The organism is Paenarthrobacter sp. NyZ202 (assembly GCF_049860755.1).
Classification (GTDB): Bacteria; Actinomycetota; Actinomycetes; order Actinomycetales; family Micrococcaceae; genus Arthrobacter.
The window spans coordinates 2121067-2144784 of record NZ_CP187556.1; the positions used below are offsets into that span (position 1 = coordinate 2121067).

Here is a 23718-nt window from a genome sequence, read left to right on the forward strand (position 1 = left end):
ACCCTTGAGACCCCTCCTGAAATGGAATCCCACATGCCCACAGCACACAGCGCGCTGAGCCCCGACCAGGTCCGACGCAAAAGCCTCATCTCCGGAACCGTCGGCGCCATCATCGAATGGTACGAATACACCGTTTACGGCACCGCCGCCGCACTCGTCTTCGGCACCCTCTTCTTTCCCTCCACCGAACCAGGCGTCTCCCAGATCGCAGCCCTGGCCAGTTTCGGCGTGGGCTTCCTCGCCCGGCCGGTCGGAGCCTTCGTATCAGGCCACCTCGGGGATCGGATCGGACGCAAGTCCACTTTGATTCTGACCTTCCTGATCATGAGCGGCTCCACCGCCGCCATCGGCCTCCTCCCGACCTACGACGCCGTCGGGCTCTGGGCCCCGATCCTGCTGTGCATCCTCCGCCTCACCCAAGGCTTCGCCGTCGGCGGCGAATGGGGCGGCGCAGCAATCATCGCCGTCGAAAACGCGCACAAAGGACGCCGGGGATTCTTCGGAGCCTGGCCACAAATAGGCGTGTCCTGCGGGTTGCTGCTCGGAACCGGGGCCGTGACCCTGGCCCAAGCCATCTCCGGTGACCAATTCGGGGACTGGGGATGGCGCCTGCCCTTCCTCATCAGCCTCGCGCTGGCGGCCGTCGGCCTCTACATCCGGCTGAACGCCTCCGAAAGCCCGGCCTTTCTCGCTGCAAAAGCCGAAGCAGAAAAGAAGCAGGAACACCAGAAAGCACCCATCCCGGCCGTCTTCAAGCACCACCGCAAACCACTCATCATTGCGCTGTTCTCCCGCTTCGCCGAAGCAGGAAACTACTACCTGTTCACCGTTTTCCTGCTCTCCTACGTGGCAAGCACCCTCAAACTCCCAGCCAGCTACGGGCTCGTGGCTGTCATGATCGGCTCGGCGCTGAACATCATCATGATCCCCGTCTTCGGAGCAATCTCAGACAAAGTCGGGCGGAAGAACACCTTCTTCTTCGGAGCAGCAGTCATCATTGTCAGTGCCTGGCCCATCTTCGCCATGATCCAGACCGGCAACCCGTTCGCGATCATGGGAGGGGTCGCCATCTTCCTCACCCTCGGCCATGCAGCCGTCTACTCCGTCCTGCCCGCCTTCTACTGCGAACTGTTCCCGACCGAAGTCCGCTACACAGGCATCTCCGTTGGCTACCAGACAGCAGCCATCCTCCTGGCAGGCTTCACCCCGGTCATCGCCAGCGCACTCGTGCTCTGGTCCGGCGGGACCTGGCCGCTAGTCGCCATCATCGTCCTCACCACAGCCATATCTGTCATCGCTGTCTCCGCGGCCAAGGAATCCAAGGACCTGGACTTGGACGCCATCGGCAAACCAAACGCGGCCCACAACGAGCCCAGTCGACTAACCACCTATTGATCCAGGCGACCCAATCGCGCAATCCCTCGCCGCAAGATGCGCCCGCTTCATGTTGGCGCATCTTGCTTGCGGCCCGCTCAACGCGGGCTCTCACCGCCGCTGCCATGACCTTGTGCTGCCTACCCACTTGGGAACGGCTAGGCCTGCGCTCCCAGGAATCGGCTGCATGTGGACGCATCATTCGCTTATGGGGAGCCTAAAAAGAGCTGCCAAATCATGGCATGTCGAGCTTGTTCCGGTAGGCGGTGTTTTTGTCGGTATTCCAGCCTGCGATGATGCCGGCGCCGAGCATGTGGTCGGTGAGGCGTGCGAAGCGGTAGCCCGGGTCGGTGTCGAGGGCGAGTTGGAGGTATTGGTGGGCTTTGGATCCTCTGCCTTCCCACCAGTTGATGTAGCCGATGGTGGTGAGGATGGGTGCTGCGTGCTCGGGGCTGGTGCGGATGTAAGTGTGAAGGAGCAGGTCTTTTGCCCATTCGATTCTGGACCAGTTCGGTGCTGTGGTGGTTTGGGCGAAGAGGATGTGTTCGGGTGGTTCGTCGATGCCTGGGATTTCGGCCATTAGCTGGTCCCGGATGCGCGGGAACTGGAAGTACGCTACGAGCTTTAGGACGTCCTTGTCGGTTGGATAGTCCTTCGAGCTCAACATTCCCGCCCAGAGACAACGAGCCTCTTCAATCGCTGCTGCGGGTGGGCGGTTGAGGATAGCTTCCTTGTGGCGTTCGACGGCGGCCTCGTCCTCCCGCCTGTGGGTCGCTGTTGGGAGGGTGATTTTGTTGGTGGGTGCGATGGTGCTGCCGCGGTAGATGAATTCGGCGTTGACCTGTGAGTATTCGGTGCTGCTGATGGGGATGGCGATGTTCTCGCCCGGAAGAATGTCGTAGGGGGAGTAGGTGGTGTTGGTGACGTAGATGCCGTCGCGGATGGTGATGCCTTCGTTTGCTAGGACTCCGGTGAGGGCTGCGATGGTGGACCGGTATGGCCTTGCCTCGCCTGGCTCAGGAGTTTCTGACGTGTAGAGGGCGAAGACGATGCCGGTTGCTCGTTCGTCAGTGGTTAGGTATGCGGCGACGGTACGTGCGAAGTGGACTTCGTAGCCTGGTTGCTTAGGGAGGTCAATGCGGAGGGTTGCGCCGACTTTGTCTTTGTCGAGGGTGAGGCAGACAAGGCTTTCCGTAGGCCAGAAGCCGAGGGTGTGGCCGATGAAGCTGAGCACATCGGCGGGGTCCTTGATGGTGAGCGCGTCCATGGCTGATTTCCTTTGAAGGGTTCAATGGTTGTGCTCGTTCATGGATGGCCAGAGTTCCGGAACCATGACATGCCGTTGGCCAGCGCCACCGTACCTTGCCCACGATCCTTCACCGTCCTTGGGCGTCTAGGACGCCGACCCCTGTTGTCAGTCAAGTGCCTGCAGGCTTCGTTGGATTGAGTCGACCGACGCGTCGAAGGACCTGGACGTGTTCCTTCGGCGGAAGACTGTCGGATGTAATGGGGAGCAGGACCTTGTCTGTGACGAAGATCGAATGCACCGGTATACTATCTGTCGCATGGGCGCGAAATTTGAGCGGCGTCGCTGCGGCCGCGCAATGTAGTTCACGGTCCTGCGAGCCCAGGGTGTACAGCGCCGACTGCAATGGCTGGGAGTCCATTTAAGAGAGTCCACTGCCGCCTGGGCTCTTTTCGATGTCCGGTCTCGCGAACCACTCGCGGGCAATGTGCACTATGCGCTCAGTACTGCAAGTCACAGACACACATACACTTTGAGCGAACCATCCGTGCTGTATAAATAGTCTGCACGACCGTCCAATAGAATACAGTGACGGCGCAGAAAATGGGGGAGAATGTGCCGCGGCGCACGATGAATTATCAGACCCTGATCATCAAGGAGTCTAGGGTCAAAGGCTCAGAGTTCGTACTAGATGACGTTAAGGGAATCAATGTACTTGACGAATTCGAGTCATGGGCCAATGGCTTGGCTTCTGACCACTTCAAGGACTCGGCTAAGAAGTCTTACGGCACGAAGCCGACGGTTGAACGGCGTAACAGGCTAGTAATCCTCACAATGCGTACGGGTCATTACGGCTCCGAGGGTGACTGGGTAGTCAACACACGCACCCACCAAAAGGAGTACAGCACGCAGGATCACGATGCCCAAACGATCGAGACGAGGTGCGCATTGCTTGTGCCACCGAACTCGAAACTGGGTCTCTTTTTTGTGGAGAAGCAGGGCCATGAAGGCTGCGGTGGCCGTATCGCGGAGTCGTTCCACGCCCATTTGAAAGGGCTGGCAGGGAAAAAACTCAATGCCGGGTAACCCCCTTGAAGCTGTCGTCAGCTTCGTTACGGTCGTCGCTGGAGACGCGTGGCTGGCGACCGCCAAGCTTAGGACCGTCACGGCGGTCGCCAACGAATACACGTCTGACATCGCAAGCGCTTCGCAAACAAATCCTGTGCCCATGAAGTACTCAAGTACGCTCGCCCCGGCCCATCGGACGTCTTGGTTGCCGAGTTGGGTGCAGAGCGTTGTGTCAAACAAGAAAGTTGCTGCCGCAGCGGACCTGGGTTTCCCCGGCGGAATCGACTACGACGAACTGATCATCGAACTAGGAGATGGCGACCAGAAGAAGACCATGGTGGTGGGCAAGGAGAAGACTCCTGCTATCCGAGTACTACTCAACGATTATGGCCAGAACAACCTAAAAACGTCAGAGCTTGTCGCTAGGATCGACGAAGAGGCCAAGCAGCACTACGATCGCAATAAACTGAGGTGGGACTACGCATGGACACGGAAGCCCTAGAGCTCGAACTCGGAACGTGAAGTGAGGCAGAGTTGCTTTCCAAGGTAAATATCCTTCCGATCATCCTGGGTCATTTCAGGACTCTACGGCACGAGGGAACGCAGCGACTTTATATCTGGGACTTCATCGTTCAACTAGGTCTTCCAATTATTGTGGGCATTATAGCTTGGCGAATAGACCTAAAGTTTGAAAATTCTTATGCTAATCTGATCGCTGCTCTAGCTATCGTCTTTGGGTTTGCCTTTGCCGTTACCGTCTTCATATTTCAGCTCCGCATGCAAATGGCTGTAATGCAGGTATCGTCCGAGCAGTCCGCGCTTGCGGAGATCTCACCCCAAATAGATACGCGGGCTCCGAGACTTGTGAACCAGCTGTTCAGTAATTGCCTATACGCAGTCATACTAAGTGGGGCCGCGACCGTCCTTGCGTGCCTAATCGAACCACTCAAGTGGAAGGGGCTCGGGGACTACTTACTCGTAGGTGCAATGGCGCACCTACTATTAGTACTTTTGATGTGCTTCAGGAGACTCAACTCGGCATACGGTCATGTTGACACACTTTCAGGCTAGAAGATCAGGAAATGATTATCCCCTAACGCGTATTCTCACCTGCATCACAGAGCCGAGTTGACCGGAAACCTCTTGGATCGGTCGTAGTAGACGTGTTGTCTGCGGTTCTCTTGAACGAGCGCTTGTTGGACAATCGTCGACTGTGGCAGACGGACCCACTTGCAGAATTTCCTGGGTCCGACGAGGTCATGTCGTGACTTGATTGCGACGTGATGGATGCCTGAAAGGAGGGACTCTGCCTTGGTCCTACTCAGATCTTGTCGGCCCTGCTGCTGGTCAGCTTGTGCTTGGCCTATAGACTGCCTTGTCCCGCTGGACCATCCTGTCGACGAAGCCGCTTCGGCCGCAAGCAAGGGAGTGCACAATGTGCACACCCTTGGTCTCGGACTGGCTCGTACAGCCGCCGGACTGCGCCGGATTCCGCATGTTCCCGCCACTTCCCAACATTCACAAGCCCTGGAATCGCGTTCGAGTCCCACCTCGGGCACGGCATAACCCCTCGTCAGAGGGTTTTTTGCTTTTAAGTGTGGACAAATGTTGACAAGTCCCTCGGATTTGGGAGTCCCGGATGGTGCCTGGCCGCCGGGAACGGCCTGTTCAGTTTGGGTGGGGGAGCGGGGTCAGTGCCCGGGCGTGTGGGCGCTCCGCTGGCTCTACGCTGGGGTCATTCGTGTTCCTTCTTTCTGTTCTGTCCGGTAGGTCTGGAGTGGCCTACACATGTTCATGAGCCCGGGGGACTGGGTACGACATGACTTCGGAAGATTTCTGTTCGTCGGTTCAGCCATCGGATATTCCTCCCCTCACGGCACCTAAGAGTCGCTTTGCAGGGCCTAAGTGGGTGTGTACATCTGCACACTGACGTCTGTTTTGTTGCTGACCGCGGTCTGCTCTTTTCTTGCAGTCACGTGTCCATTCCGCTCGCCGGATGCGGCCACATGACCTAGGCCAAATCCGTGTTGCTCTGCCGGTGCTTCGTTTCGCGGCTGGTAGGCAGTCGCATTACAGCGACGAAGGCGCCAGGGCTGTCTTGCCTCGAGTCCAACGGAATGTCCGGTTGAGGTCTATGACCTTGGGTTTCTGTCGTCTTGCTGATTTCAGCTGCGAATGTTTCGGCTTGTGCGGGACTTGATCCGGGGGGCAAGCGGATGAACTCTACCCCGCCGTAGCGTCCTGTAAGGTCGGTCAGGTGGAGTCTGGCTAGGCAGACGTCGGCGATCCGCGACGGGCGTTGTCCCCGGCGTCATGACCGTGGGTGTCGGTGATGGCTTTGAATTGGTCGAGGGCGGCCATGGTGAGTGTGCCGGTGCCGATGACGGTGTGATCGGCGAAGGGCTCGGCGGCCAGATCCAGGAAGGCCTTGCGGTTGAGGAGGTTCGTGAGGTTGTCGTGCGATGCGACCACGCGCAGTGTACGTGTTGCTGCACGCTGCTGAGGGCGGACATGCTGGTGGAGACCACCACGAGCAGGACCATCGTGACCAGTGTGGTCACAGCCGAGCCGAAGACCGTGGTGAAGGTCTGTCCATCATGGCTTTTAACCATGCACGCGATCCAGCGCAGGAGGTGGAAGGCCGCCAGCGACCCCGAGGCCAGGACCATGGGGATCCTGGCCGGGGATAGCCGGGCTCAAGTCGTCAGGGTTCGTAGGAAGCCATTCCGATGCCCACGCTCATGGAAGTTTCAGTCTGGTTTGTCGACCAAGTCATCGGCACCGTGCCGAAGGTCTTGGAGCCAGCCGATTGAACGGTTACGCCCGCCGATCAGTCAAGTCGGATTGGCGTTTCCAGCAATGGTGTAAAGCTCTACATATGCTGGTAACAAGCCGACGAAATCCCACTGCAGGCCCTATTCCGGGAGTACAGGCAGCGGAAGATTGAGGTCTGTTGATGGCCAGCAAGGGTGATTCGGCCCGGCCTGGAGTTCTGGCGTGGCCGGGGGCGGGGGAGAGGCTTTTCCGGTGGCCCCGTTGTGGAAGTCTTTCCCCGATTGCCCGATACAGGTGTGCATCTACGTCGGGGTCCGGTAGGGCTACCTGCGTCGGAGGACCGGTGGGGCAAAGCACGGCCAAGGGCTGACGTCGCTTGAGGATTTAAACTCTCGCCAATTCTCTCGTTGCGCAAGAGAAAATTGTTTTGCCGCGGGATGCCGCCGGGGAGGTCATCGATGCCGGGGTCCTCTTCCATGGCGCGGGCTTGCCTCTTATTTGCACGTTCCGGCTGGTTTCAGGGCTGGGGTCCGGACTTGGAACCTGCTGCAGTTGGTGGTCGGGCCGGCCATTGCGCGTCTTTAGCGACCAGGTCCTGCAGCGCCCAGATCAGGACTTGCTGCTCTCCGTCGGCTGGGTCCTGAACCTGATCCAGGTAAGCGCTGAAGTCCGAGCACCCGGTTTGTCCGCCATTGGACCAATAGTGGAGCCAGAGTTCGTCAGTACCGAGGTGATGCTGGTTCAGGTACTCGTGCGCCGCTTGCCTTGCGCTGTCCATGAGGTGCCTTCCGTGGTACCGGCGGCGGCCTCATAGAACAATCATCAGCCTCCTGATAGTTGAACTCTACACCTCCCTGCGGAAGCAAGCACCTGAAAGAGCACTATATGTTTTATCGCAGGGCCTAGGTCGGTGTCGCCATCGCCTTCTGGCGGTTACCGCCATGACAAGGCGCAGTGGGTGAGTTTCGACGAGTAAAGTGTTCGTGCGCTGCGGCCTTCTGAGCTGGGGGAGCACCCGCCCGTGAGCGAATCAGTCGGTGAACGCTGCTGCTGAACGATATTCAGCGAGGATTTTGTACCGGCGCAGCGTTAGTGAGGGTGGTCAGGTCCGTTGTCCATCAAGTCGTCGGCAACACGGCGAAGGTCTTGGAGCCAGCCGGTCGAATGATCGGGGGCAACTGAGTTGGCTTCAAAGTTTCCCAGCGCAGTAGCCATGTGTTCCAACGCTTCCGAAAGGTTGGCCTTGACGGCTGTGTATCCTTCCTCTGACCGAGGGTCCGATGAGGCCGCTGAGAGGTGCTCGGCCCCGGCTTTGATGACGAGTGAGGCTTCGTATTCGTTCATATGGCACCTCGCGGTTTCCTGACCGGGGAGCAGATATCTCCCGCGATCCCAACCGTACACCCATAGCAGGGGGATGCGCCTGCCGGTCAAGAAAGCAGAATTCCTGGCGGCGGGAAGGTCGGGGCGTCGGGCAGTACCGGCGGCTCGGGGGCATGAGGCGCTCGGGCTGATACTCGCATCTATGAGCCGGTGCCCAGTGCTTTGCCCATCAGTGGAGCTGTATCAGTAGTAGTCTTTTCGCGGTCCCTGCCGTGAGGAACGCGAGGGGAACGAAAGGAATGGAAGTTGGCACCTTGCCCCGGCAACGCGTCGGTTTTGAGGTTCTTGAGCAGCTGCGCGTCGGTCCGGTAACTCTACAAACCACCACCGGTGCCCGGATATGCTGAGAGCTTTTTCAACCCCGGGCCCGTGATGCCCCACCCCAAAGGGGGTCAAGGGCCCGGTACGTGTCCTCGTTGAGTTCACGGGTGACTGTACGCCCGAGAGCGCCAGCGAGCCTGACCCAAAGTCATCCTACGGGGGCCGCCTTGCTTTCTGTTTCCGCTCCGGGGACGTCGATTGCCCGGGCCCGAGGGGTCCGTTGCTGTAACGTGGTGGCCCTAAGGGGCTACCGCTCCGTTCAGGGGCTGACGCCATGGAACAACCCGCACCGCAGATCACAAGCCCTTCCGTGGTCGTGATAGACAACGCCCCTGATGTTCATGTCCTCCTTCGAGGAATACTGGGTGCGGCCGGCTTCTGAGTGTTCCCTTACCGGTCGGGTGCTGCCGGTCTCGACGGCGTGCTGCGTTTCCGGCCTGTGGCCATCATCCTGGATCTGACATTGCCCGATGTTTATGGCTGCGCCCTCATCGGGCGCATGAGGCGGATCAGTGATGCCCGCTTGATGATCCTCACGGCCCTTGATTCCGAGGCTGACACCGTGCAGGCCCCGGGAAGTGAGGTACCGCATTGAGGCTTTGCTGCGCAGGCCGGCCAGCCGGCAGTGGCAGCACCGGAAAGACGGCGGGGACACGGGCGCGGGACGGGCTGGTGCCGGGGCGGCAGAGCCGGACCCTGGGTTCACGGCCCAGGCCGGGTCGCTGACATACCAGGGCATGGTGGTGAGCGAGCAGGACCGCACTGTGGGCCGGACCGGCGAGCAGGTCCACCTGACCCGGTCGGAATTTATCCTCCTTCAGGCACTTCTCCGGTCGGCCCCTAGGACTGTCAGCACCGGTGACCTGATCCAGACGCTGCACGATGAAGAGCCCAAGCAAGCGCCGTCGTGGAGTACGCACGATGCCCGGGCGATCCACGTCCATATCTCAAACCTGCGCCGGAAACTGGGCCCGCCAAGCAGCCATGGACAACGGATTGAGACCATCCGCGGAGCAGGCTATCGCAGCAGGGCCGCCTGAAACCCCGGGCAGCCTCGCCGCATGGGCCGGCAAGGGTCGTGGACGGAGGCCGGAACGTCAGATGAGGGCTGAGAGTGTGGTTAGGTTGCGTAGCGGGTTTCCTCGATCGCCCAGGTGAGGACTGTCCGGTCGAACTCCGGCATTGTCCGCGCCTCGTGAATATAGGCGTCGAAATCGATCATGGAGGCGTTGCCGCCATTTCCCCAGTACCCGACCCACAGGCGTTCAAGGGTCGTGGCATGCTCTTGTATAAGGAGCCGCGCGGTCCGCATCGGGTCGTTCATGGCCGCTCACCCCATTATGGTTTCACCTTACCGAAAAATTATCAGGCCCCTTACTAAAGGGTAGTCTCCGCTTCCCGGAGAGGTAAAGAGAGAGCGGAGGTCACCGAGTGCTGGTGGCCGCTGATGGGTGACGTACGGAGGTTGTGTTCTTAGGATGGTTCTCATGGAACCGACCATGCACGCCGAGCATATCTTGAGCCTTCATGACCTTGTCACGGGCACCTCGGATATCCGCACCATCCTGGAGGGCGTGACGCGTTTCGCGGCGAAGGCCATGACCGAGGCTGCGGGGGCACCAATCGATTGCGCCGTGACGCTACGGCGGCGGAAACGGACCGCCACCGTTGCCGGCAGCAGCGACAGAGCGGTCGAACTTGACCGCATTGAACAAAGCCTCGGGCAGGGCCCGTGTCTGGAGGCCCTCGACCGTGGCTGCCCCGTGGTGTTAAAGGACGTGGCAACCGATGTTTCATGGCCCCAGTACAGCAAAGCCTTGGCATCAGCGGGCTGCCACAGCGCCCTGGGGGTCCCGATGGACCTGGGAGAGACCTCCGAGGCGGTGTTGAACTTTTTCGCCCCCGCACCCGGGTTGTTCACCGAAAGGGTGATCGATGAGGCCGCTGCTTTCGCTGACGTCGCCGGCAGTACCCTCCGCCTGGCGATCCGGATCGAATCCGTTGAACGACTCAACGAGGACCTGAAAGCTGCCATGGCCAGCCGGACCGTGATCAACCTGGCCAGCGGCGTGATCATGGCGCAGAATCAATGTTCCCCCGAAGAAGCTTTCAGGTACCTGCTGGCAGCCTCGAGCCATCGTAACGAGAAAATCCACGCCGTGGCCGAGTCCATCGTCTCCCGCTTCAGCGGGACCAGCATTCCCAACCTCCAATTCGATGATTAACCACTGAGACCACCTGCCATCCGGCAAGGGGCCCCTCATGCAGTCGGCACCATTAAGACTCCGGGCGCGGGATCGCAAAGGTTCCTGATGCACAGCGGCATGACTCGTGACGTAGCGACCCATATTTCACAGGTGAACGTGGTGCCGGGGCCAGGAGGGATGCCGAGCCGTGCTTCGACGACGGCGTTCGGGTAGAGGGTCGGGCCCAGGGCAAGCCAAGGAAACGGCACCACTGCCGTGGCCGGCGGGGCCAGGAGGTTGCGGGTGTTCCTTGGTGAAGCCGCCTGCCAGGGCTTCAAGGATGCCGGAGAGCGAATGCGTGGAACGGGAACGTCGATGACTTCGCGGGAGAACTTGTGGGGGCGCCGGGGAGACTGCGGGATCCCCGCCGAAGACTTCGTTTTCGATTTCGTCATTGTGGTTCTCCAGCCCGAGGGTAATGTTCGGATTGATGCTGAAGGGAGCCCGGAAGACCACGGGCGCCTGCCCGCCGACAACGGTCTCCAGGATGGCGCAGGGCACAGCTTCGGGTCCCAATCGCAGCAGGTTCGCGTCGTTTCAGGCCTACGGCCCACCGGGCCAGGTGCGGGACCCGCGGTGCCGGACGTTGATGATGAAGTTCGGGGCCGACAAAGACGTGGAGTTGGCTGACTTCGATTTATTCGCGTGACTCGAGAGGGGCGGCCCGCAGGACCACGAACAGGCTCTCGTGGTCGCGTTCAGGCTTGGATCGGTGATGGGTCAGGACGGCGTCTTCAACGGCAGGTCGGTGCAGGTCGATTTCAGCGGCTAGGGACTGCGGCCCGGAAGCCTCTGGACGGACCAGACAGATCCATTCCCTCGAGCCGGGGAATGGTTCAGCTCAGGACGGTATCAGGCAGGGTTACGGGCGACGAGACCTGCTCACCGGCCGGATACGCCACTGTCGACCAGGCCGGGACGACCGGCGCGTAGGTGCGGATCGGTGGGTGGGCTCCTCCTCGAACTTCTGTTCCTTGCCGTACTGGTGGTCGGGGTCACTGCGTCAGATGGCGCGGCAGCGTAGGGTTCTGCATCCTCAGCTGGTCGTTCCGGCCCTCTGGCCGCTTGTCCTGCGATTGGTTTACCGTAGGCCGCGGATGCTGCAAGGCGCTGGCGTTTATTAGTGGTTCGGTTCTGGTTCGCGTCTTGGGGTTTCCAGAGCGGTGCGGTTCAGAGCCATTGACGGTGTTTGAATGACAGATACAGGGCAACGCCCATCGCAAGCATGAGGCCGACCGCGGCCGGGTAGCCCATTGGCCAGGCCAGCTCGGGCATGTGGTCAAAGTTCATCCCATATATGGTCCCCACCAAGGTCGGGGCGAAGAGGATCGCCGCCCAGGAGGAGATCTTCTTGACTTCCTCGTTCTGGGCCAGGCTTGACTCCGAGAGACGCTGCATTTCAGCGTTCTGCTGCTGGGCTACCAGGGTTGCGTGAACTGTCAGGGCGCTCTGGAGCAGGACGCGGAAAGCATCGACCCGCTCCACGATACGGATGATGTGGTCATGGACGTCCCGAAGCCGGGTCTGCAGCTCCAGGTCCAGATGGTATTTCTCCGCACCGCGTTCCAAGGCCTCCAGCATGGCTCTCAGAGGATGGGTGGCGCGTTGAAACTCGATGACTTCCCGGGAGAGTTCGTAGATGCGCCGGGCCACGTCAGGTCCGGCACTGAACAGCTCGTCCTCGATTTCGTCAATGTCGTTTTCCAACCCCGCGACGACAGGCCCGTACCCGTCCACGACCTCGTCCAGGATTGCGTACAACACCGCCTGCGGACCCAGCGCTAGAAGGTCAGAGGCAGCTTCGAGGCGGTGGCGGACTTTTGCCAGGTCCGGGGACTCCGCATGCCTGACCGTAACAACAAAGTCAGGCCCAACGAATACGTGCAGCTCGCCGAACTCGACCTTCTCCACGTCATCGAGGTACCGTGCCGGGCGCAGAACGGTGAACAGCGTGTCCCCATAACGTTCGAGCTTGGCCCGCTGATGACCGTTGAGCGCATCTTCCACGGCGAGCTCGTGTAGGCAGAACTCCTCCGCCACTGATCTCAGTTCCTCCAGCCCCGGGCGGTAAAGCCCGATCCATGCCATCCCGCTTCGGTCCCGCAGCATCTCGTACATCTCATCCAGGTTCTTCGGGGTGTCGGTTCGCCGGCCGTCAACATAGACGGCATTGTCGACTATGGTCATCAGAGTCCGTCCTTTCCGCTGCCTCAGGCAGTTGTCGCGCGCGTGGCTGGCCCACGGTATCCGAAGGCTAATCGTCGCCATTAGGATGCCGGTCTACGATGCCGTTTTCGCTGGCAAGGGTTTTGAAGCAATCCATCGCACCGGGCGGGGCCAGATTGCTGGGGATCCGGGGTGCAGGTCCGGATATGGATTCCAATTCCTTGGCTCATGCCCGGGATCGATCCCGGCCACGGTAGCCGCAGGGCCCCTTTTTCTTCATGCCAAGACAGGTCCGTCTCTGCCATCGTCTTGTAGGCGCGGACCGCGTGGCCTACTTCGCTCGGAACTGAGCCCAACGGTGTTGAATTTGCCTGATGCGTTCCTGCCGCGAACGGAACCGGGCAGCTGAGACTGAGGCGACGACGGCGGCGGCGACGTCGCGCACTTTGGTGTTCCTGCTGTCGGCTGCGCGCACGAGGACGTCGAAGGCAGTGTCGTGGCCGCAGTGGTTCTGGGCCATCACGACGCCCAGTGCCGTATCGATGACTGTGTTGTTGGCAAGGGCTGTCTGGAGGTCCTCGGCCAAGTCCTTGAGTTCCTCGACCCGCAGGGCAGTCCGGAGGGTCCTTGCGGCCTGACCGGCAAGTTGTTCAGCGGCCCGAATCTTGTCAAGGCTCAAGGCGTCCGGCCGGTCGCCGCACAACGTCAAGATGACGCTGACTCCGCCCTCGGCAGGAGCGGGCACGGCGAGAACGGATGTGATGCCCATGCCCGCAGCTGCTACGGTCAGTACCGGCCAGCGGCAGTCATTGGTCAAGTCGCCGACGAGGACCGGCGCCTGTCCGGCCATGGCCGTCATTCCAGGTCCCTGCCTCAGATTGTCCTGCATATCGTTCAACGCAAACGCCAGCGCCCCACTGCCTCCAAACGCAGGTGACCGCTTCGGGCGGAACAGACTGAAACCGCAGGACACCCCCGGGATCGTTGTTGAGAGGCTACTCACAACCTGGGCTGCCAGGCCGGTGAGGATATCCCGTACGTGTTCTCTTTCCATCATGACTACGTCCAGCCCTCCGCGGTCTTGCCAGGCCTGGTGGGCTGCCACGGCCCTTCTCGTGGCGGCTGCCGCCCGGAGGTGGTTCCGGGAGCGGGCCAGCTCAACCGGGGTCTCCGGGTCATCAACAGGAGCGGCGAGGCTATGGTCCTGAATGAGGCCGGTCCCGGCACACTCGCGCACATCACGTATGGCAGCGGCTGCGGCCTTTGTATCACCGAACGGTCCTGAGACGGCCAGGAGCCCCCCCGCCGGGAGCGAGAAGCCGGAAACGGATGTGGGATTGATGATCGGTAAATAATTCGAAGTATCCAGCCATGATCCAGACCTTCCAGGCCCCAAGGGGCTTCATCTGGTGAAGGCTTCAAGCCGGAAAGAAAGCCAGGCGACGAAAAGTCTGCACGATTAATGTGTAGGGCAGGTTACGCCTGCATCCGCAGTCAACATTTTCTGCTGCAGCTGTAACTGGCCGTAAGCCCAGACTACGCCCCTGCCGGGGCGGGTATCTATGGTCCCGACTTACAGGGCGGGACAGGCGAAGCCGGAGGGCCCCGTGCAGCGGTGCGGGCTATGAGCAGCTTCCCGCTGCCGCTGGCGGGTTGCTGCCGCTTGGACTTTCAGACGACTTCGCCGGGACAGCACTGGCGTCCCTGAGCACGCTGTGACGACTTCAGCCTCCTAGGCCCGGCGTGCCCAAACGGGCAGCATTTTTCGTCTTCATGGGCAGCTGCTTCGCGGGTTCCCATGGAGGGTCCCTGAGCCAACAGATGAAGCCCGACTTGTCGGGCACGGCGAAGCCTTTCCCTTGATAGCGTGCCGGTTGCGATCCTGGCTGCCGGCAGTGGTGTGCGGGCGGAGTGTGGGCCACAGGGGCCGTTCCGCTGAAGCCCACGCAGGCGTATTGTGTGGACAAGGGTAAGTCGTGCCAATGACAGAGCATCACGCTGACCCCGAACGGTTCGAGGCATCATGGAAAAAGCACCGTCGCAGCCACAAAACCCTCGGCGGCGCCAGCCCCCGAACCAGGTGGTGAATAGCTACCTCACAATGCTTGGACAGGTGCGGGACGCGGGCTTTCTGCGACGCAGACGCGGCTTCTACATCACCCTCTTCGCCGTTCTCGTGGTGGCGTGGGCAGGCATTTGGGGCGGTTTCTTCGTGCTTGAGGACACCTGGTTCCAGTTGCTGATTGCCGCCGGCATGGGCGTGGTGCTGACCCAGTTCGGATTCCTCGCCCACGAAGCTGCACACCGTCAGGTCTTCACGTCAAAAGTCACGAACGAATGGGCAGCGCGCCTGATCGGCGCCGGGTTGGTGGGGATCAGTTACGCCATGTGGGCGCAAAAGCACACCCGCCACCACAACCACCCCAACATGATTGACAGGGATCCGGATATTCACACCGGGGCGATCGCCTTCCACCCCCAGGCCGCCGCTTCGCGGCGCGGCTTCATGATCCGGGTGACACGCCGACAGGGGTGGCTGCTGTTCCCGTTGCTGTTCTTCCTGGGTCTAAGCCTTCACGTTGACTCCCTGAAGTACGTGGTCCGCCGCGGAAGCGTCGATCATCGCTGGGTTGAGATCCCGCTTCTGGCGATGCGGCTACTCGTTGTTCCCGTGCTGGTGTTCTGGCTGTTACCGCTCGGCATGGCATTCGCGTTCCTGGGCGTGCAGGTTGGTGTATTCGGGTTCTACATGGGCGCTTCGTTCGCTCCAAACCACAAGGGGATGCCCATCCTGCCGGCCTCCAGCAGAGCGGATTTCCTTCACCGTCAGGTTCTCACTGGACGCAACATCGCCGGGGGCTGGTTCATGGACATCCTCATGGGAGGGCTGAACCGGCAGATCGAGCACCACTTGTTCCCGGACATGCCTCGACCGTACCTGCACCGCGCCGCAGCGCTGGTGCGCTCCACCTGCCAAGAGCAGGGAATCCCCTACACCGAGACCAGCCTCATCGCCTCCTACGCGATCGTGGTTCGTTACCTGAACGCCGTGGGCCTGTTCGCCGGTGGTCCGTTCGAATGCCCCGTAGCAGGAAACCACAGACCACGCTGAGCCCGACCGTGGCACCTGCTGCCCCGGCAGGCGTCCGCGCAGAACCAAAAGCGGAGACTTGACGTGCACGGAAAGGAAGCAATGATGGCATCGGAACCACTCACACCGGGAGGGCCCCCGCCGGAACAGACACCCCCGACCGGGGCCCCGGGACCGGCACCTGCCCTTCACACTGAGCCCAAACCCAAACCAACCCGATCCGGGATGGTCTGGGTGGCCGTGACCACGGCCCTTGTCCTGCTGGTGCTGTTGATCATTTTCATCCTGCAGAACCAGGAACCTGCCAGCGTCAGGTTCTTCGGCCTCGAAGGCACGCTCTCCTTGGGAATGGCCCTGTTCATCGCCAGCGTCGCAGGTGGAATCGTCGTAGCGGTCGCCGGAGCAGCAAGAATCATCCAACTCCGCTCCAACGCCCGCAACGTGCGGCTCCACAAACGTAGCTAGCCGGTGCTTCACCAGGCCATGAAGGAGTGCTGACGGCATCCAGGCCCACAGGGCCTCCATGCAACCGGCGAACCTCCACACGCGGCCCGTCATTCTTCCAAGGCTCGGCGACGGACAGCTCACCGGGTCCAATGCTGTGCCCGACAGCGTGGTGACCATTTTCCGGGAAGCCTCGGTACGGCCCGCCAAAGAGCACGGCGTAGCGTTTCCCCACGGGTGATCCCCGGCCCGTTCGATCCAGGACCCGGCAACGCACAGGCGACGGGCAGAGGCTCAGGTACGGTCATATCAGCCTCATTGTTGATAATCCCCGTATGGCTATCGACATCACCAGCTTGTGATGTTGTTGCGACGCTGCGTTCCGTGGCCTATCCGAGGGTGGCCAGGGCCTGTTGGCGGGCTTCGACCAGGACGGAGGTGTGGGCGTTGATCTGCATGATTTCACCGTCGATCTGCAGTGGAATTGGATCGAGGGTGAGGAATTCGTAACGGCTGACGCTTTGTTGGGGTCCAAGCCCGATGGTTACTGCCCGAAGAGTCATCAAAGCGATGCGCCATTTACTGGCGTGGGGAAGCATGATGACTTCGAACATGCCGTCGTTGGGTTCCCCTGCTTCACTGATCCTGCCGTATTTGGCCATATGGGCGATGTTGGCCAGCACGAGGCTGTCGAACGTGGCACGGGCACCATCGGTACGGGCAATCTCGATGGGCCGGAGGCGTGAGACGGTCCGGGTGACGGAGATCAGCTCGGAGAGCCTGCCCTTGGTGCCTTCTTCTATGCCCGTGGCCATGGCCGGGGTGAGCCCGAAGCCGATGTATGAGTGGGCATACCGGGACCAGGCACCAGGGCCTTCCCCGATCTGTAGCTCCAGCAGGTCAAGCCGGCGGACTTCGGCACCAATGATGGCCTCGATCAGCGTCATCGTACTGGTGCTGCGTCGGTGGTCGTTGGCGTTGCCTCCGGCCATGACCGCGCAGACCGCGTTGCCCCCGGCATCCATCACACCATTAATGACTTCGTTGTAACCGCCGTCGCCACTGATCGAAACGATCAAGGGCCGACCAGTAGAGGCCATTTCGCGCGCCAGTGCTCTGGCATGCCCGGCGAAACCGGTAGGTTCCAGACTGACCGGGATCGCGGGCAGCCGGGCGCGCAGGTCTTGACTCAACTGCCTGGCCAGGCGTCCCGGATCGCTTCTGCCCTTAGGATTGAAGATCAGCACGATGCGGTCGAACCGCCCCGGAGTAGACGGATCAGACAGTGTTCCTCACCGCCACGGTTCCGGCCCGCGGGTGAATCTGCGGCCCGTGATCTGCTCCGGGGTGATCTCAACAAAGACGTACTTGATCGTCGGGATCCAGGAGTGCAGCGGCAGCTTTTTCGCCGCTTCGATGTCGATTTCCCGTTCCAGTGAACGCGCGGTTCCTTTCACGATAACGCTCCAGGCCTCATCGGCCGTGTAACCGTCCGTTTCCAACGCCACATGGCGGTTGATGGTCAGGCTGACAAGTTTGCTGCCCTGGGCTGTCCTGAAAAGGACTCGCCCGTCATGGGCCAGATAATTGATGGGGAAGATTTCCGGCTGGTCTCCGACACTGACCGCCAACCGGCCGAGCTCTGACCCGCTGAGCAAATCCCAGGACTGGGCCCCGTCCAGCACGACCACCGGATCCTCCTGCTCAACGCTCATCACGTCTCCGTTCCACGCTGCTCTCAAAGCCCATGACCTGCCCGCCCGGGCACGGCGCGGTCATTTCATTCTCTCCCCACCACACCCGCAATGGAAGATCCTCCCCAAACCGACCGAAAGCGAGTAGACTCAATATATGTCGGGACGTTATGACAATCTCTCCGAAACCCCGAGCAAAGAGCCGAGCCCCGCAAATGCGCCCGTGAAAACCCCCGATGCGACCCCAAGAAGCATCGAGGAGGACGCTGCGGAAAGCTGGGACAACGAGGGCGGCCACGACCGTGCTGCATCCGCAGAACGGCCCAAAGGCAGCGACCTCCCCTAGGCGGCCCGGTTTCGGGACCGCCTAAATGCAGCCACCGCCGCCCACAGGTTTTCGCGGATCCGCCGGTGCATCCAAAGAAACGTGGGCACCACGCCATGACCACCACCCAGAACCAGCCCGTTCAAGCCAGCAGCGTCCTCACCCTCAGCGGTGTCCTCGCCTCGGCCTTGCCGCACGACATCGGCACGGCGAAAGGTCCTGCGCTTTACACCGTCCCTGCCGTCTTCTCCCGCAGACCTGAGCCCAGGGAACTCGATCTCCTTCACAGCAGCGACGTAGCCAGGCGCCTGGCGGATGCGGGCTACAGCGAAGTCGAGTTGCGCGTCTCGGACCGGCGGCTCCTGATCACCAACACGAACCTGGAAGAACTCAAGGCAGGCCTGGCCACTCTCGTGGGCACGATCCTGCGCGAAATTTCTGAACAAGCCTCACTTGAACGCACCAACCGGGCAGAGGAACTGGACGCCCTGGGCCTGATCGAGGAACACCGCCTCGAAGCGGTACGCGCATCCGCCGCAGAAGTCCGCTTCGACTGAGGCCCACACCCCAGGGTGCTTTTACTGACCTGAAGGAACTCAGCGAACTGAGGCAGCACCCAAGCTCCACCCGAAGGTAGTGAACCGCGGGACTGCAAGACCCTCTCCGTTGGAAGGAACCAAGAGTTGCCGCACCCTCGACCCTCCGCGCGAGGTACTGCATGACCGGGACACGGCCTCGAATAATCAACGCAGTCTTCGGGCGGCCCGCCTCCGGCTATCAAGGGATCAGGTGACCGGCTGCAGGCATATCAGGGCTGCATTCTCGCTTGGAAGTGTCCCCTATCTGATGACGGGTTCTTGCATTTCGCTATTCGGCTACCGACCAGTTCCTGTGGCATGCCCCGCTCTGCACCCGATTTGCCGGTCACGGGCAGCGACCCGACGTTCGCCGACAGCGGCAAAGAGAGTGTGGAGAATGTCCACAGTTTCCACCCCGGACTGGCCCGAACAGGCGCCGGACTGGCCCGGATCCCGCACGTTTCCGCGGGATCCGGGCAACGGCAAGGCCGGGAATCGCGTTCGAGTCCCACCTCGGGCACAGCAAACCCCCTCGTCAGAGGGGGTTTTTGCTTTAACGGGTGTACATTCTGGTTGGTCAGGTCCCTCTGACACTGGCCGCGGGATGTGCCTGGCGCCGCGGGTCGCCTGTTAAGTTACGGGGGAGCGGGTTTAGGGCCGTGGCTGGTAGGCCCTCCGCTTGCTCTGAACTGGGGCTATGCGTTCCTCTCCTGGTGTCCGTTAGGTCGTGGTGGCCTACACCTCTTCATGGGTAGGGGGAACGAGGACAACATGACTTCGAGATCCTGCGTCAAAGTTCTTGTTTTTGGCTCGTTACTTGAGTGAGGAAGCCGGCCAGGATGATGCTTTGTCAGGCCAAGGGGGGTGTGCATTGTCCACACTTAAATCTCCTTTATTGAGAATGATCACAGCCATTCTCAGCCCTCTCGTTCGGCCTTCATCTACTCATCGCATGTAAGTGGCGAGGGCGACTTGACGCATATTCGCCGGCGCACTATATGCAGGGCCACGGCGACGGGAGTGTTCAGGACTCCTCGGTCGATCGAGTGCTCTGGGGGATGTCTCGTCGGCAACATCGACGCGTGACTACGAATGAATGGGGAGTATCTCGGCGCAGGTTGCGGTCCCTGCCGGGGCCGCGGGAGCACTGGGAGTTCACGCGTTGGTCGGCTGAGCGTATCGTCGCCGACCAGTTCGCCGATTCGGACCCATTTCTCGGATTCTTCTTTCTATCTCACGGCGGAATCTTCTGTTCCTTAAGCACGATGGCGGCCTCCGCTGTGGGAGGCCGCCGTCGCGGTGACCGTTCTCGGAGAGCAGTGCCCTTCCCTCCTGTCAGGTCAGCTGTGTGTACCTTGCTTAGAAGCCGAGGTAGGCGTGTTGGATGTGCTTGACCTGCGGTGGGGCAGCGAAGTGGGGACCGACGAGTTCGCGCCATTGTTGGAATTCGGTGGATTCGCGGAAACCTACGATGTGGTCTTCGAGTGTCGCCCACCCAACGGTGAGAGTGTATTCGTTGGGGGTTTCGATGGTTCGGTCCAGCCGGAAGCTTAGGGCGCCGGGTGTTTTTTGGAACAGTGGTACGGCCTGGGAGGCTGCGGCTTCGAACGCTGCTTCGTGCCCCGGTTCGATGGTGAGGGTGGCGATTTCGTGGATCACGCGATGACTCCTTCCGTTGCCGGTTCCTGCAGGGACGGTTGATTGGCTTGTTCTTCGTCGATGCGGGTTGTGTCGGTGGTTCCGGCCATGGTGCGTGTGGCGTCGATGGAGGCGTAGGTCCAGAGGATTTTCATCTCCTCGGTCTCGGAGGCGTTCCTGAACCGGTGGACGATGTTCGCTGGCACGAAGGTGGTGTCGTAGGTCTCCAGGTAGTGTTCCGTGCCGTCGATGTCGACGTAGGCGGTGCCTTCGATGACGGCAACGGATTCAACGCAGTTGTGGGAGTGGTGGCCGATTGCGGCGCCGGGAGCGAACGTGGTGATGCCGTTCAGGAACGTGGTGGAGCCCAAGTGTGCCCCGACCAGGGGAACAGTGGAGGCGCCATTTCCGCGGTCTTTGCGGGGCAGTTCCTCGGGGCGGAGGATTACGGCGTCCACGGAGGAAATGGCTGTTGGTATGCGGGTCATTGCTGTCCTTAGTTGGTGGCGGGGCCGGTCCAGAAGGTTTTCATGTTGGTAAATTCGCGGATGCCGTAGGAACCGAGTTCGCGGCCGTAACCGGACTTCTTGATTCCGCCAAAGGGCAGCCGGGGGTCTGAGGCGACCATGCCGTTGATGAACACGGCACCGGCGTCGATCTTTGGGAGCAGTTCCGCCGCGGCGGCGGCGGTGTCCTGCGTCCACAGCGCGGCGCCGAGGCCGTACTCGGACTGGTTCGCCAGGGTGATGGCTTCCTCGGTGGAGGAGACCCGGATAATCGCGGCAACGGGACCGAAGGTTTCCTCATCAAACGCTGCCTGGCCGGGCTTGACATGATCAATGATGGTCGGCTCGTAGTAGTAACCGGGTCCGTCCACGACGTTCCCGCCCAGCACGAGCTGGCCACCGCCGGCCAAGGTGCGGGTGACCTGGTCGTGGAGTTCGGTGCGCAGATTTTCTCTTGCCATCGGGCCTATGGTTGTCGCCGGGTCTGTGGGATCCCCCACGACCAAGGCCTTTGTGTTGGCGGTGAACTCAGCCACGAATTCATCAGCGATTTTCTCGTCGACGATGAACCGCTTGGCGTTCACGCAGGACTGGCCGTTGTTCGTGAACCGGGCTTTGACAGCCGTTTTTGCTGCTGCTCTGACGTCGGCGTCGGCCAGGACAATGAACGGGTCCGAGCCGCCGAGTTCCAGGACCTGCTTTTTCAGGGCGGCACCGGCCTGGGAGGCCACGATGGAACCGACCTGGGTGGAGCCAGTCAGCGTCACAGCCGCTATGCGGTCGTCAGCGATCAGGGCCGCAACTTCGGAGGATTCGATCAGCACGGTGGCGAACAACCTTTCGGGGAGTCCGGCCTGTTCCATGATGTCCTGAACGGCAAGGGCTGCCTGCGGGACGTTGTTTGCGTGTTTGAGGATCGCGCCATTACCGGCGGCGACGGCCGGGAGGACGAAGCGGAAGAATTGCCAGAACGGGTAATTCCAAGGCATGATCGCCAGCACCACACCGAGAGGGTCGAAGACGACTCCACTGGAGGCGGCTGAGGAAGCGATCTGCTCGGGAGCCAGGTGCGCGGGCGCGGTTTCGGCGTAGTACTCGGCCGTGAGCGCACACTTTTCGATTTCCGCTTCAGCCTCGCTGACGGGCTTCCCCATTTCCAACGTGATGAGCCGGGCGTAGTCGGCCTTGCGTTCGCGCAACACCTTCGCGGTGTTCCGCAGCACCTGCACCCGGTCCTCGACGGGCACGAGGCGCCACTGCTTCTGCGCCGACACGGCCGCGGTAAGAACGGCATCAACCTGTTCGGTTGTGTGGGCTGGGAAAGTGGCCGTGGTTTCACCGGTCACCGGATTGATGGTGGCAATCATGGTTTAGGTTTTCCTTCTGGTTAGGTGTTCTAGAACAGTGGGTAGGCGCCGAGGAGGCCGCCGACCAGGAGCATGATGAGGGCGACGATGAGGCCGCGCCAGATGACCTTCTTGAAGTGATCACCGAGGTTGACGTTGGCCAGTCCGATGAGGAGCAGGAAGGATGCAACGAGTGGGCTGGACTGGTGCAGTGCCTGGCCGACGAGGGAGGCCCGGGCCATTTCGACTGGTTCGATGCCGAAGTGGCCGGCGGTTTCGGAGAGGATCGGCAGGACACCGAAGTAGAAGGCGTCGTTGGTCATGATGAACGTCAGCGGGATGCTGAGGATGCCGGCGATGACGGCCATGAATGGGCCCATGAAATCCGGGATGATTTGGACGAGCCAGCCCGCCATGGCCTTGACCATGCCGGTGCCGTTCATAACGCCGGTGAGGACCGAGGCTGCGAAGACCATGCCGACCACGGAGATGACGGAGGAGGCGTGGGCCTTGATCTGCGCGGACTGTTCGGTCACGCGGGGGAAGTTGATCACCAGGGCGATACCGACGGCGACCATGAAGATCAGAGCCGGGGCGAGGATGTCCATGACGAGGGTGACCATGACCGCGATGGTGAGGATGAAGTTCACCCAGAGGAGTTTGGGCTTGGCGTTGGGCCGTTCGATGAACTTACCGTCCTCGCTAAAGGACGCGGAGAAGTCGTTGGCAATGATGACCGAGGATCCTTCGTCTCCGTGGCTGCCGTGGGTGGAACCTTCCGTGCGGGATCCGCGTGACTCTCCGCCGTCGGCTGCTATCAGAACGCTCTCGCGTTCAACGGTGCGGGTGCCGAGGACGCCGCGGTTGTCATCGAGGAACACTTCGCCGATGCGCTTACGTTCGCTGCGGCCCAGCAGGTAGGCGAGGACCAGTACGGCTGCGAGGCCGGCGATGATGGAGGGGATCATCGGGACGAAGATGTCGATGGGGGAGACGCCGAGGGCGGCAGCTGCACGGGAAGTTGACCCGCCCCAAGGAACAGTATTCAGCACACCGTTGGACATTGCTGCGACAACGGTCAGCACCACCGGGCTCATGCCCAGCCGCAGGTAGAGCGGCAGGAAAGCGGATGTGACGATGATGAACGTCGTTGACCCGTCACCGTCCAGGGACACGATGGTAGTCAGGAGAGCGGTGCCGATGACCAGCTTCATCGGGTCGTTGCCGGCAAATTTCAAGATCGCGCGGATCAGGGGGTCAAAGAGCCCAACGTCGATCATCGTTCCGAAGAAAATGATGGCGAAGAACAACAGCGCAGCCGTGGGGGCGAGCTTTCCCACGGATTCCATGACCATGTCCCCGATCCCCAGGCCGGCGCCTGCGAACAGGCCGAAGGCGAGGGGCACCAGGATCAGCGTGGCAATGGGCGTGGCCTTCTTTGCCATGACCAGATACATGAATAAGGCAATCATCAGAAAGCCGAGTGCTACGAGCATCATCGCTCCTTACTAACTTCA

24 protein-coding genes are annotated in these 23718 nt (G+C 61.1%); 10 read left to right on the top strand and 14 right to left on the bottom strand.

The genetic code is table 11. The features are described 5' to 3' along the window. Positions 1-33 precede the first annotated feature (33 nt). The gene (locus tag ACPFL9_RS09790) at positions 34-1395 is read left to right on the top strand and encodes an MFS transporter (protein WP_426007346.1); all 1362 of its coding nucleotides are present in this window, start codon (positions 34-36) and stop codon (positions 1393-1395) included. Between the two features lie 214 nt (positions 1396-1609). On the opposite strand, the gene ACPFL9_RS09795 is transcribed toward ACPFL9_RS09790, so the two are convergent. Then, positions 1610-2641, bottom strand: coding sequence for a DUF4192 domain-containing protein (locus ACPFL9_RS09795; RefSeq protein WP_426007347.1), 1032 nt, complete (start codon positions 2639-2641; stop codon positions 1610-1612). Between the two features lie 567 nt (positions 2642-3208). Here ACPFL9_RS09795 and ACPFL9_RS09800 point away from each other — a divergent pair. Then, a complete protein-coding gene (locus tag ACPFL9_RS09800) occupies positions 3209-3706 on the top strand; it encodes a hypothetical protein (RefSeq protein WP_426007348.1) in 498 nt (165 codons plus the stop codon). Continuing rightward, complete coding sequence (locus ACPFL9_RS09805) at positions 3696-4190, top strand: hypothetical protein (RefSeq protein WP_426007349.1); 495 nt, start codon at positions 3696-3698, stop codon at positions 4188-4190. Before ACPFL9_RS09800 ends, ACPFL9_RS09805 begins: the two co-directional genes overlap by 11 nt. A 1766-nt stretch (positions 4191-5956) precedes the next feature. On the opposite strand, the gene ACPFL9_RS09810 is transcribed toward ACPFL9_RS09805, so the two are convergent. From ACPFL9_RS09810 to ACPFL9_RS09820, 3 genes are all read right to left on the bottom strand, one after another. Beyond that, on the bottom strand, positions 5957-6160 hold the full coding sequence (locus tag ACPFL9_RS09810; RefSeq protein ID WP_426007350.1) for a GGDEF domain-containing protein: 204 nt from the start codon (positions 6158-6160) through the stop codon (positions 5957-5959). Positions 6161-6980: 820 nt separating this feature from the next. Continuing rightward, positions 6981-7241: a hypothetical protein gene (locus tag ACPFL9_RS09815; protein ID WP_062096436.1), complete on the bottom strand. Its 261-nt coding sequence runs from the start codon at positions 7239-7241 to the stop codon at positions 6981-6983. A gap of 311 nt (positions 7242-7552) precedes the next feature. After that, complete coding sequence (locus ACPFL9_RS09820) at positions 7553-7807, bottom strand: hypothetical protein (RefSeq protein ID WP_128397277.1); 255 nt, start codon at positions 7805-7807, stop codon at positions 7553-7555. 742 nt (positions 7808-8549) lie between these two features. Between ACPFL9_RS09820 and ACPFL9_RS09825 the strand changes: the two genes are divergently transcribed. Both ACPFL9_RS09825 and ACPFL9_RS09830 read left to right on the top strand, forming a co-directional pair. Then, the gene (locus ACPFL9_RS09825; protein WP_426007351.1) at positions 8550-8762 is read left to right on the top strand and encodes a hypothetical protein; all 213 of its coding nucleotides are present in this window, start codon (positions 8550-8552) and stop codon (positions 8760-8762) included. Further along, the gene (locus ACPFL9_RS09830; protein ID WP_426007352.1) at positions 8746-9207 is read left to right on the top strand and encodes a winged helix-turn-helix domain-containing protein; all 462 of its coding nucleotides are present in this window, start codon (positions 8746-8748) and stop codon (positions 9205-9207) included. Before ACPFL9_RS09825 ends, ACPFL9_RS09830 begins: the two co-directional genes overlap by 17 nt. A gap of 80 nt (positions 9208-9287) precedes the next feature. On the opposite strand, the gene ACPFL9_RS09835 is transcribed toward ACPFL9_RS09830, so the two are convergent. Beyond that, positions 9288-9491 carry a hypothetical protein gene (locus ACPFL9_RS09835; protein ID WP_426007354.1) on the bottom strand — a complete coding sequence of 68 codons (204 nt, stop codon included), beginning with the start codon at positions 9489-9491 and terminating at the stop codon, positions 9288-9290. Positions 9492-9654: 163 nt separating this feature from the next. On the opposite strand from ACPFL9_RS09835, the gene ACPFL9_RS09840 reads away from it, so the two are divergent. Beyond that, the gene (locus ACPFL9_RS09840) at positions 9655-10392 is read left to right on the top strand and encodes a GAF and ANTAR domain-containing protein (protein WP_254455018.1); all 738 of its coding nucleotides are present in this window, start codon (positions 9655-9657) and stop codon (positions 10390-10392) included. A 35-nt stretch (positions 10393-10427) separates the two neighbouring features. On the opposite strand, the gene ACPFL9_RS09845 is transcribed toward ACPFL9_RS09840, so the two are convergent. The 3 genes from ACPFL9_RS09845 to ACPFL9_RS09855 form a co-directional block, all read right to left on the bottom strand. Next, the gene (locus ACPFL9_RS09845) at positions 10428-10808 is read right to left on the bottom strand and encodes a hypothetical protein (protein WP_426007355.1); all 381 of its coding nucleotides are present in this window, start codon (positions 10806-10808) and stop codon (positions 10428-10430) included. A gap of 775 nt (positions 10809-11583) precedes the next feature. Continuing rightward, positions 11584-12600 carry a magnesium and cobalt transport protein CorA gene (locus ACPFL9_RS09850; RefSeq protein ID WP_426007356.1) on the bottom strand — a complete coding sequence of 339 codons (1017 nt, stop codon included), beginning with the start codon at positions 12598-12600 and terminating at the stop codon, positions 11584-11586. A 310-nt stretch (positions 12601-12910) separates the two neighbouring features. After that, the gene (locus ACPFL9_RS09855; RefSeq protein WP_426007526.1) at positions 12911-13636 is read right to left on the bottom strand and encodes a GAF and ANTAR domain-containing protein; all 726 of its coding nucleotides are present in this window, start codon (positions 13634-13636) and stop codon (positions 12911-12913) included. A 1044-nt stretch (positions 13637-14680) separates the two neighbouring features. Between ACPFL9_RS09855 and ACPFL9_RS09860 the strand changes: the two genes are divergently transcribed. Then, positions 14681-15691: a fatty acid desaturase family protein gene (locus ACPFL9_RS09860; protein WP_426007357.1), complete on the top strand. Its 1011-nt coding sequence runs from the start codon at positions 14681-14683 to the stop codon at positions 15689-15691. A 219-nt stretch (positions 15692-15910) separates the two neighbouring features. Next, positions 15911-16135, top strand: a complete 225-nt coding sequence (locus ACPFL9_RS09865; protein ID WP_308292716.1) for a LapA family protein — start codon at positions 15911-15913, stop codon at positions 16133-16135. 368 nt (positions 16136-16503) lie between these two features. Here the strand turns inward: ACPFL9_RS09865 and ACPFL9_RS09870 are convergent, their stop codons facing one another. Together ACPFL9_RS09870 and ACPFL9_RS09875 are read right to left on the bottom strand one after the other, a co-directional pair. After that, positions 16504-17361 carry a diacylglycerol/lipid kinase family protein gene (locus ACPFL9_RS09870; RefSeq protein ID WP_426007358.1) on the bottom strand — a complete coding sequence of 286 codons (858 nt, stop codon included), beginning with the start codon at positions 17359-17361 and terminating at the stop codon, positions 16504-16506. Positions 17362-17406: 45 nt separating this feature from the next. Further along, positions 17407-17829 carry a pyridoxamine 5'-phosphate oxidase family protein gene (locus ACPFL9_RS09875; protein WP_426007359.1) on the bottom strand — a complete coding sequence of 141 codons (423 nt, stop codon included), beginning with the start codon at positions 17827-17829 and terminating at the stop codon, positions 17407-17409. Positions 17830-17965: 136 nt separating this feature from the next. Here ACPFL9_RS09875 and ACPFL9_RS09880 point away from each other — a divergent pair, with 136 nt between their 5' ends. After that, on the top strand, positions 17966-18154 hold the full coding sequence (locus tag ACPFL9_RS09880) for a hypothetical protein (RefSeq protein ID WP_426007360.1): 189 nt from the start codon (positions 17966-17968) through the stop codon (positions 18152-18154). A gap of 95 nt (positions 18155-18249) precedes the next feature. Next, entirely contained in the window at positions 18250-18690 is a 441-nt protein-coding gene (locus tag ACPFL9_RS09885; RefSeq protein WP_426007361.1) for a hypothetical protein, read from the top strand. A 1380-nt stretch (positions 18691-20070) separates the two neighbouring features. Here ACPFL9_RS09885 and ACPFL9_RS09890 read toward each other — a convergent pair. The 4 genes from ACPFL9_RS09890 to ACPFL9_RS09905 are packed head-to-tail and all read right to left on the bottom strand — an operon-like array spanning position 20071 to position 23697. Continuing rightward, a complete protein-coding gene (locus ACPFL9_RS09890) occupies positions 20071-20370 on the bottom strand; it encodes an antibiotic biosynthesis monooxygenase family protein (protein WP_091466886.1) in 300 nt (99 codons plus the stop codon). Further along, entirely contained in the window at positions 20367-20837 is a 471-nt protein-coding gene (locus tag ACPFL9_RS09895; RefSeq protein ID WP_091466888.1) for a cupin domain-containing protein, read from the bottom strand. Before ACPFL9_RS09895 ends, ACPFL9_RS09890 begins: the two co-directional genes overlap by 4 nt. 8 nt (positions 20838-20845) lie before the next feature. Beyond that, positions 20846-22222, bottom strand: a complete 1377-nt coding sequence (locus ACPFL9_RS09900) for an NAD-dependent succinate-semialdehyde dehydrogenase (protein ID WP_091466889.1) — start codon at positions 22220-22222, stop codon at positions 20846-20848. A gap of 29 nt (positions 22223-22251) precedes the next feature. Continuing rightward, positions 22252-23697: a CitMHS family transporter gene (locus ACPFL9_RS09905; protein ID WP_091466891.1), complete on the bottom strand. Its 1446-nt coding sequence runs from the start codon at positions 23695-23697 to the stop codon at positions 22252-22254. Positions 23698-23718 lie beyond the last annotated feature (21 nt).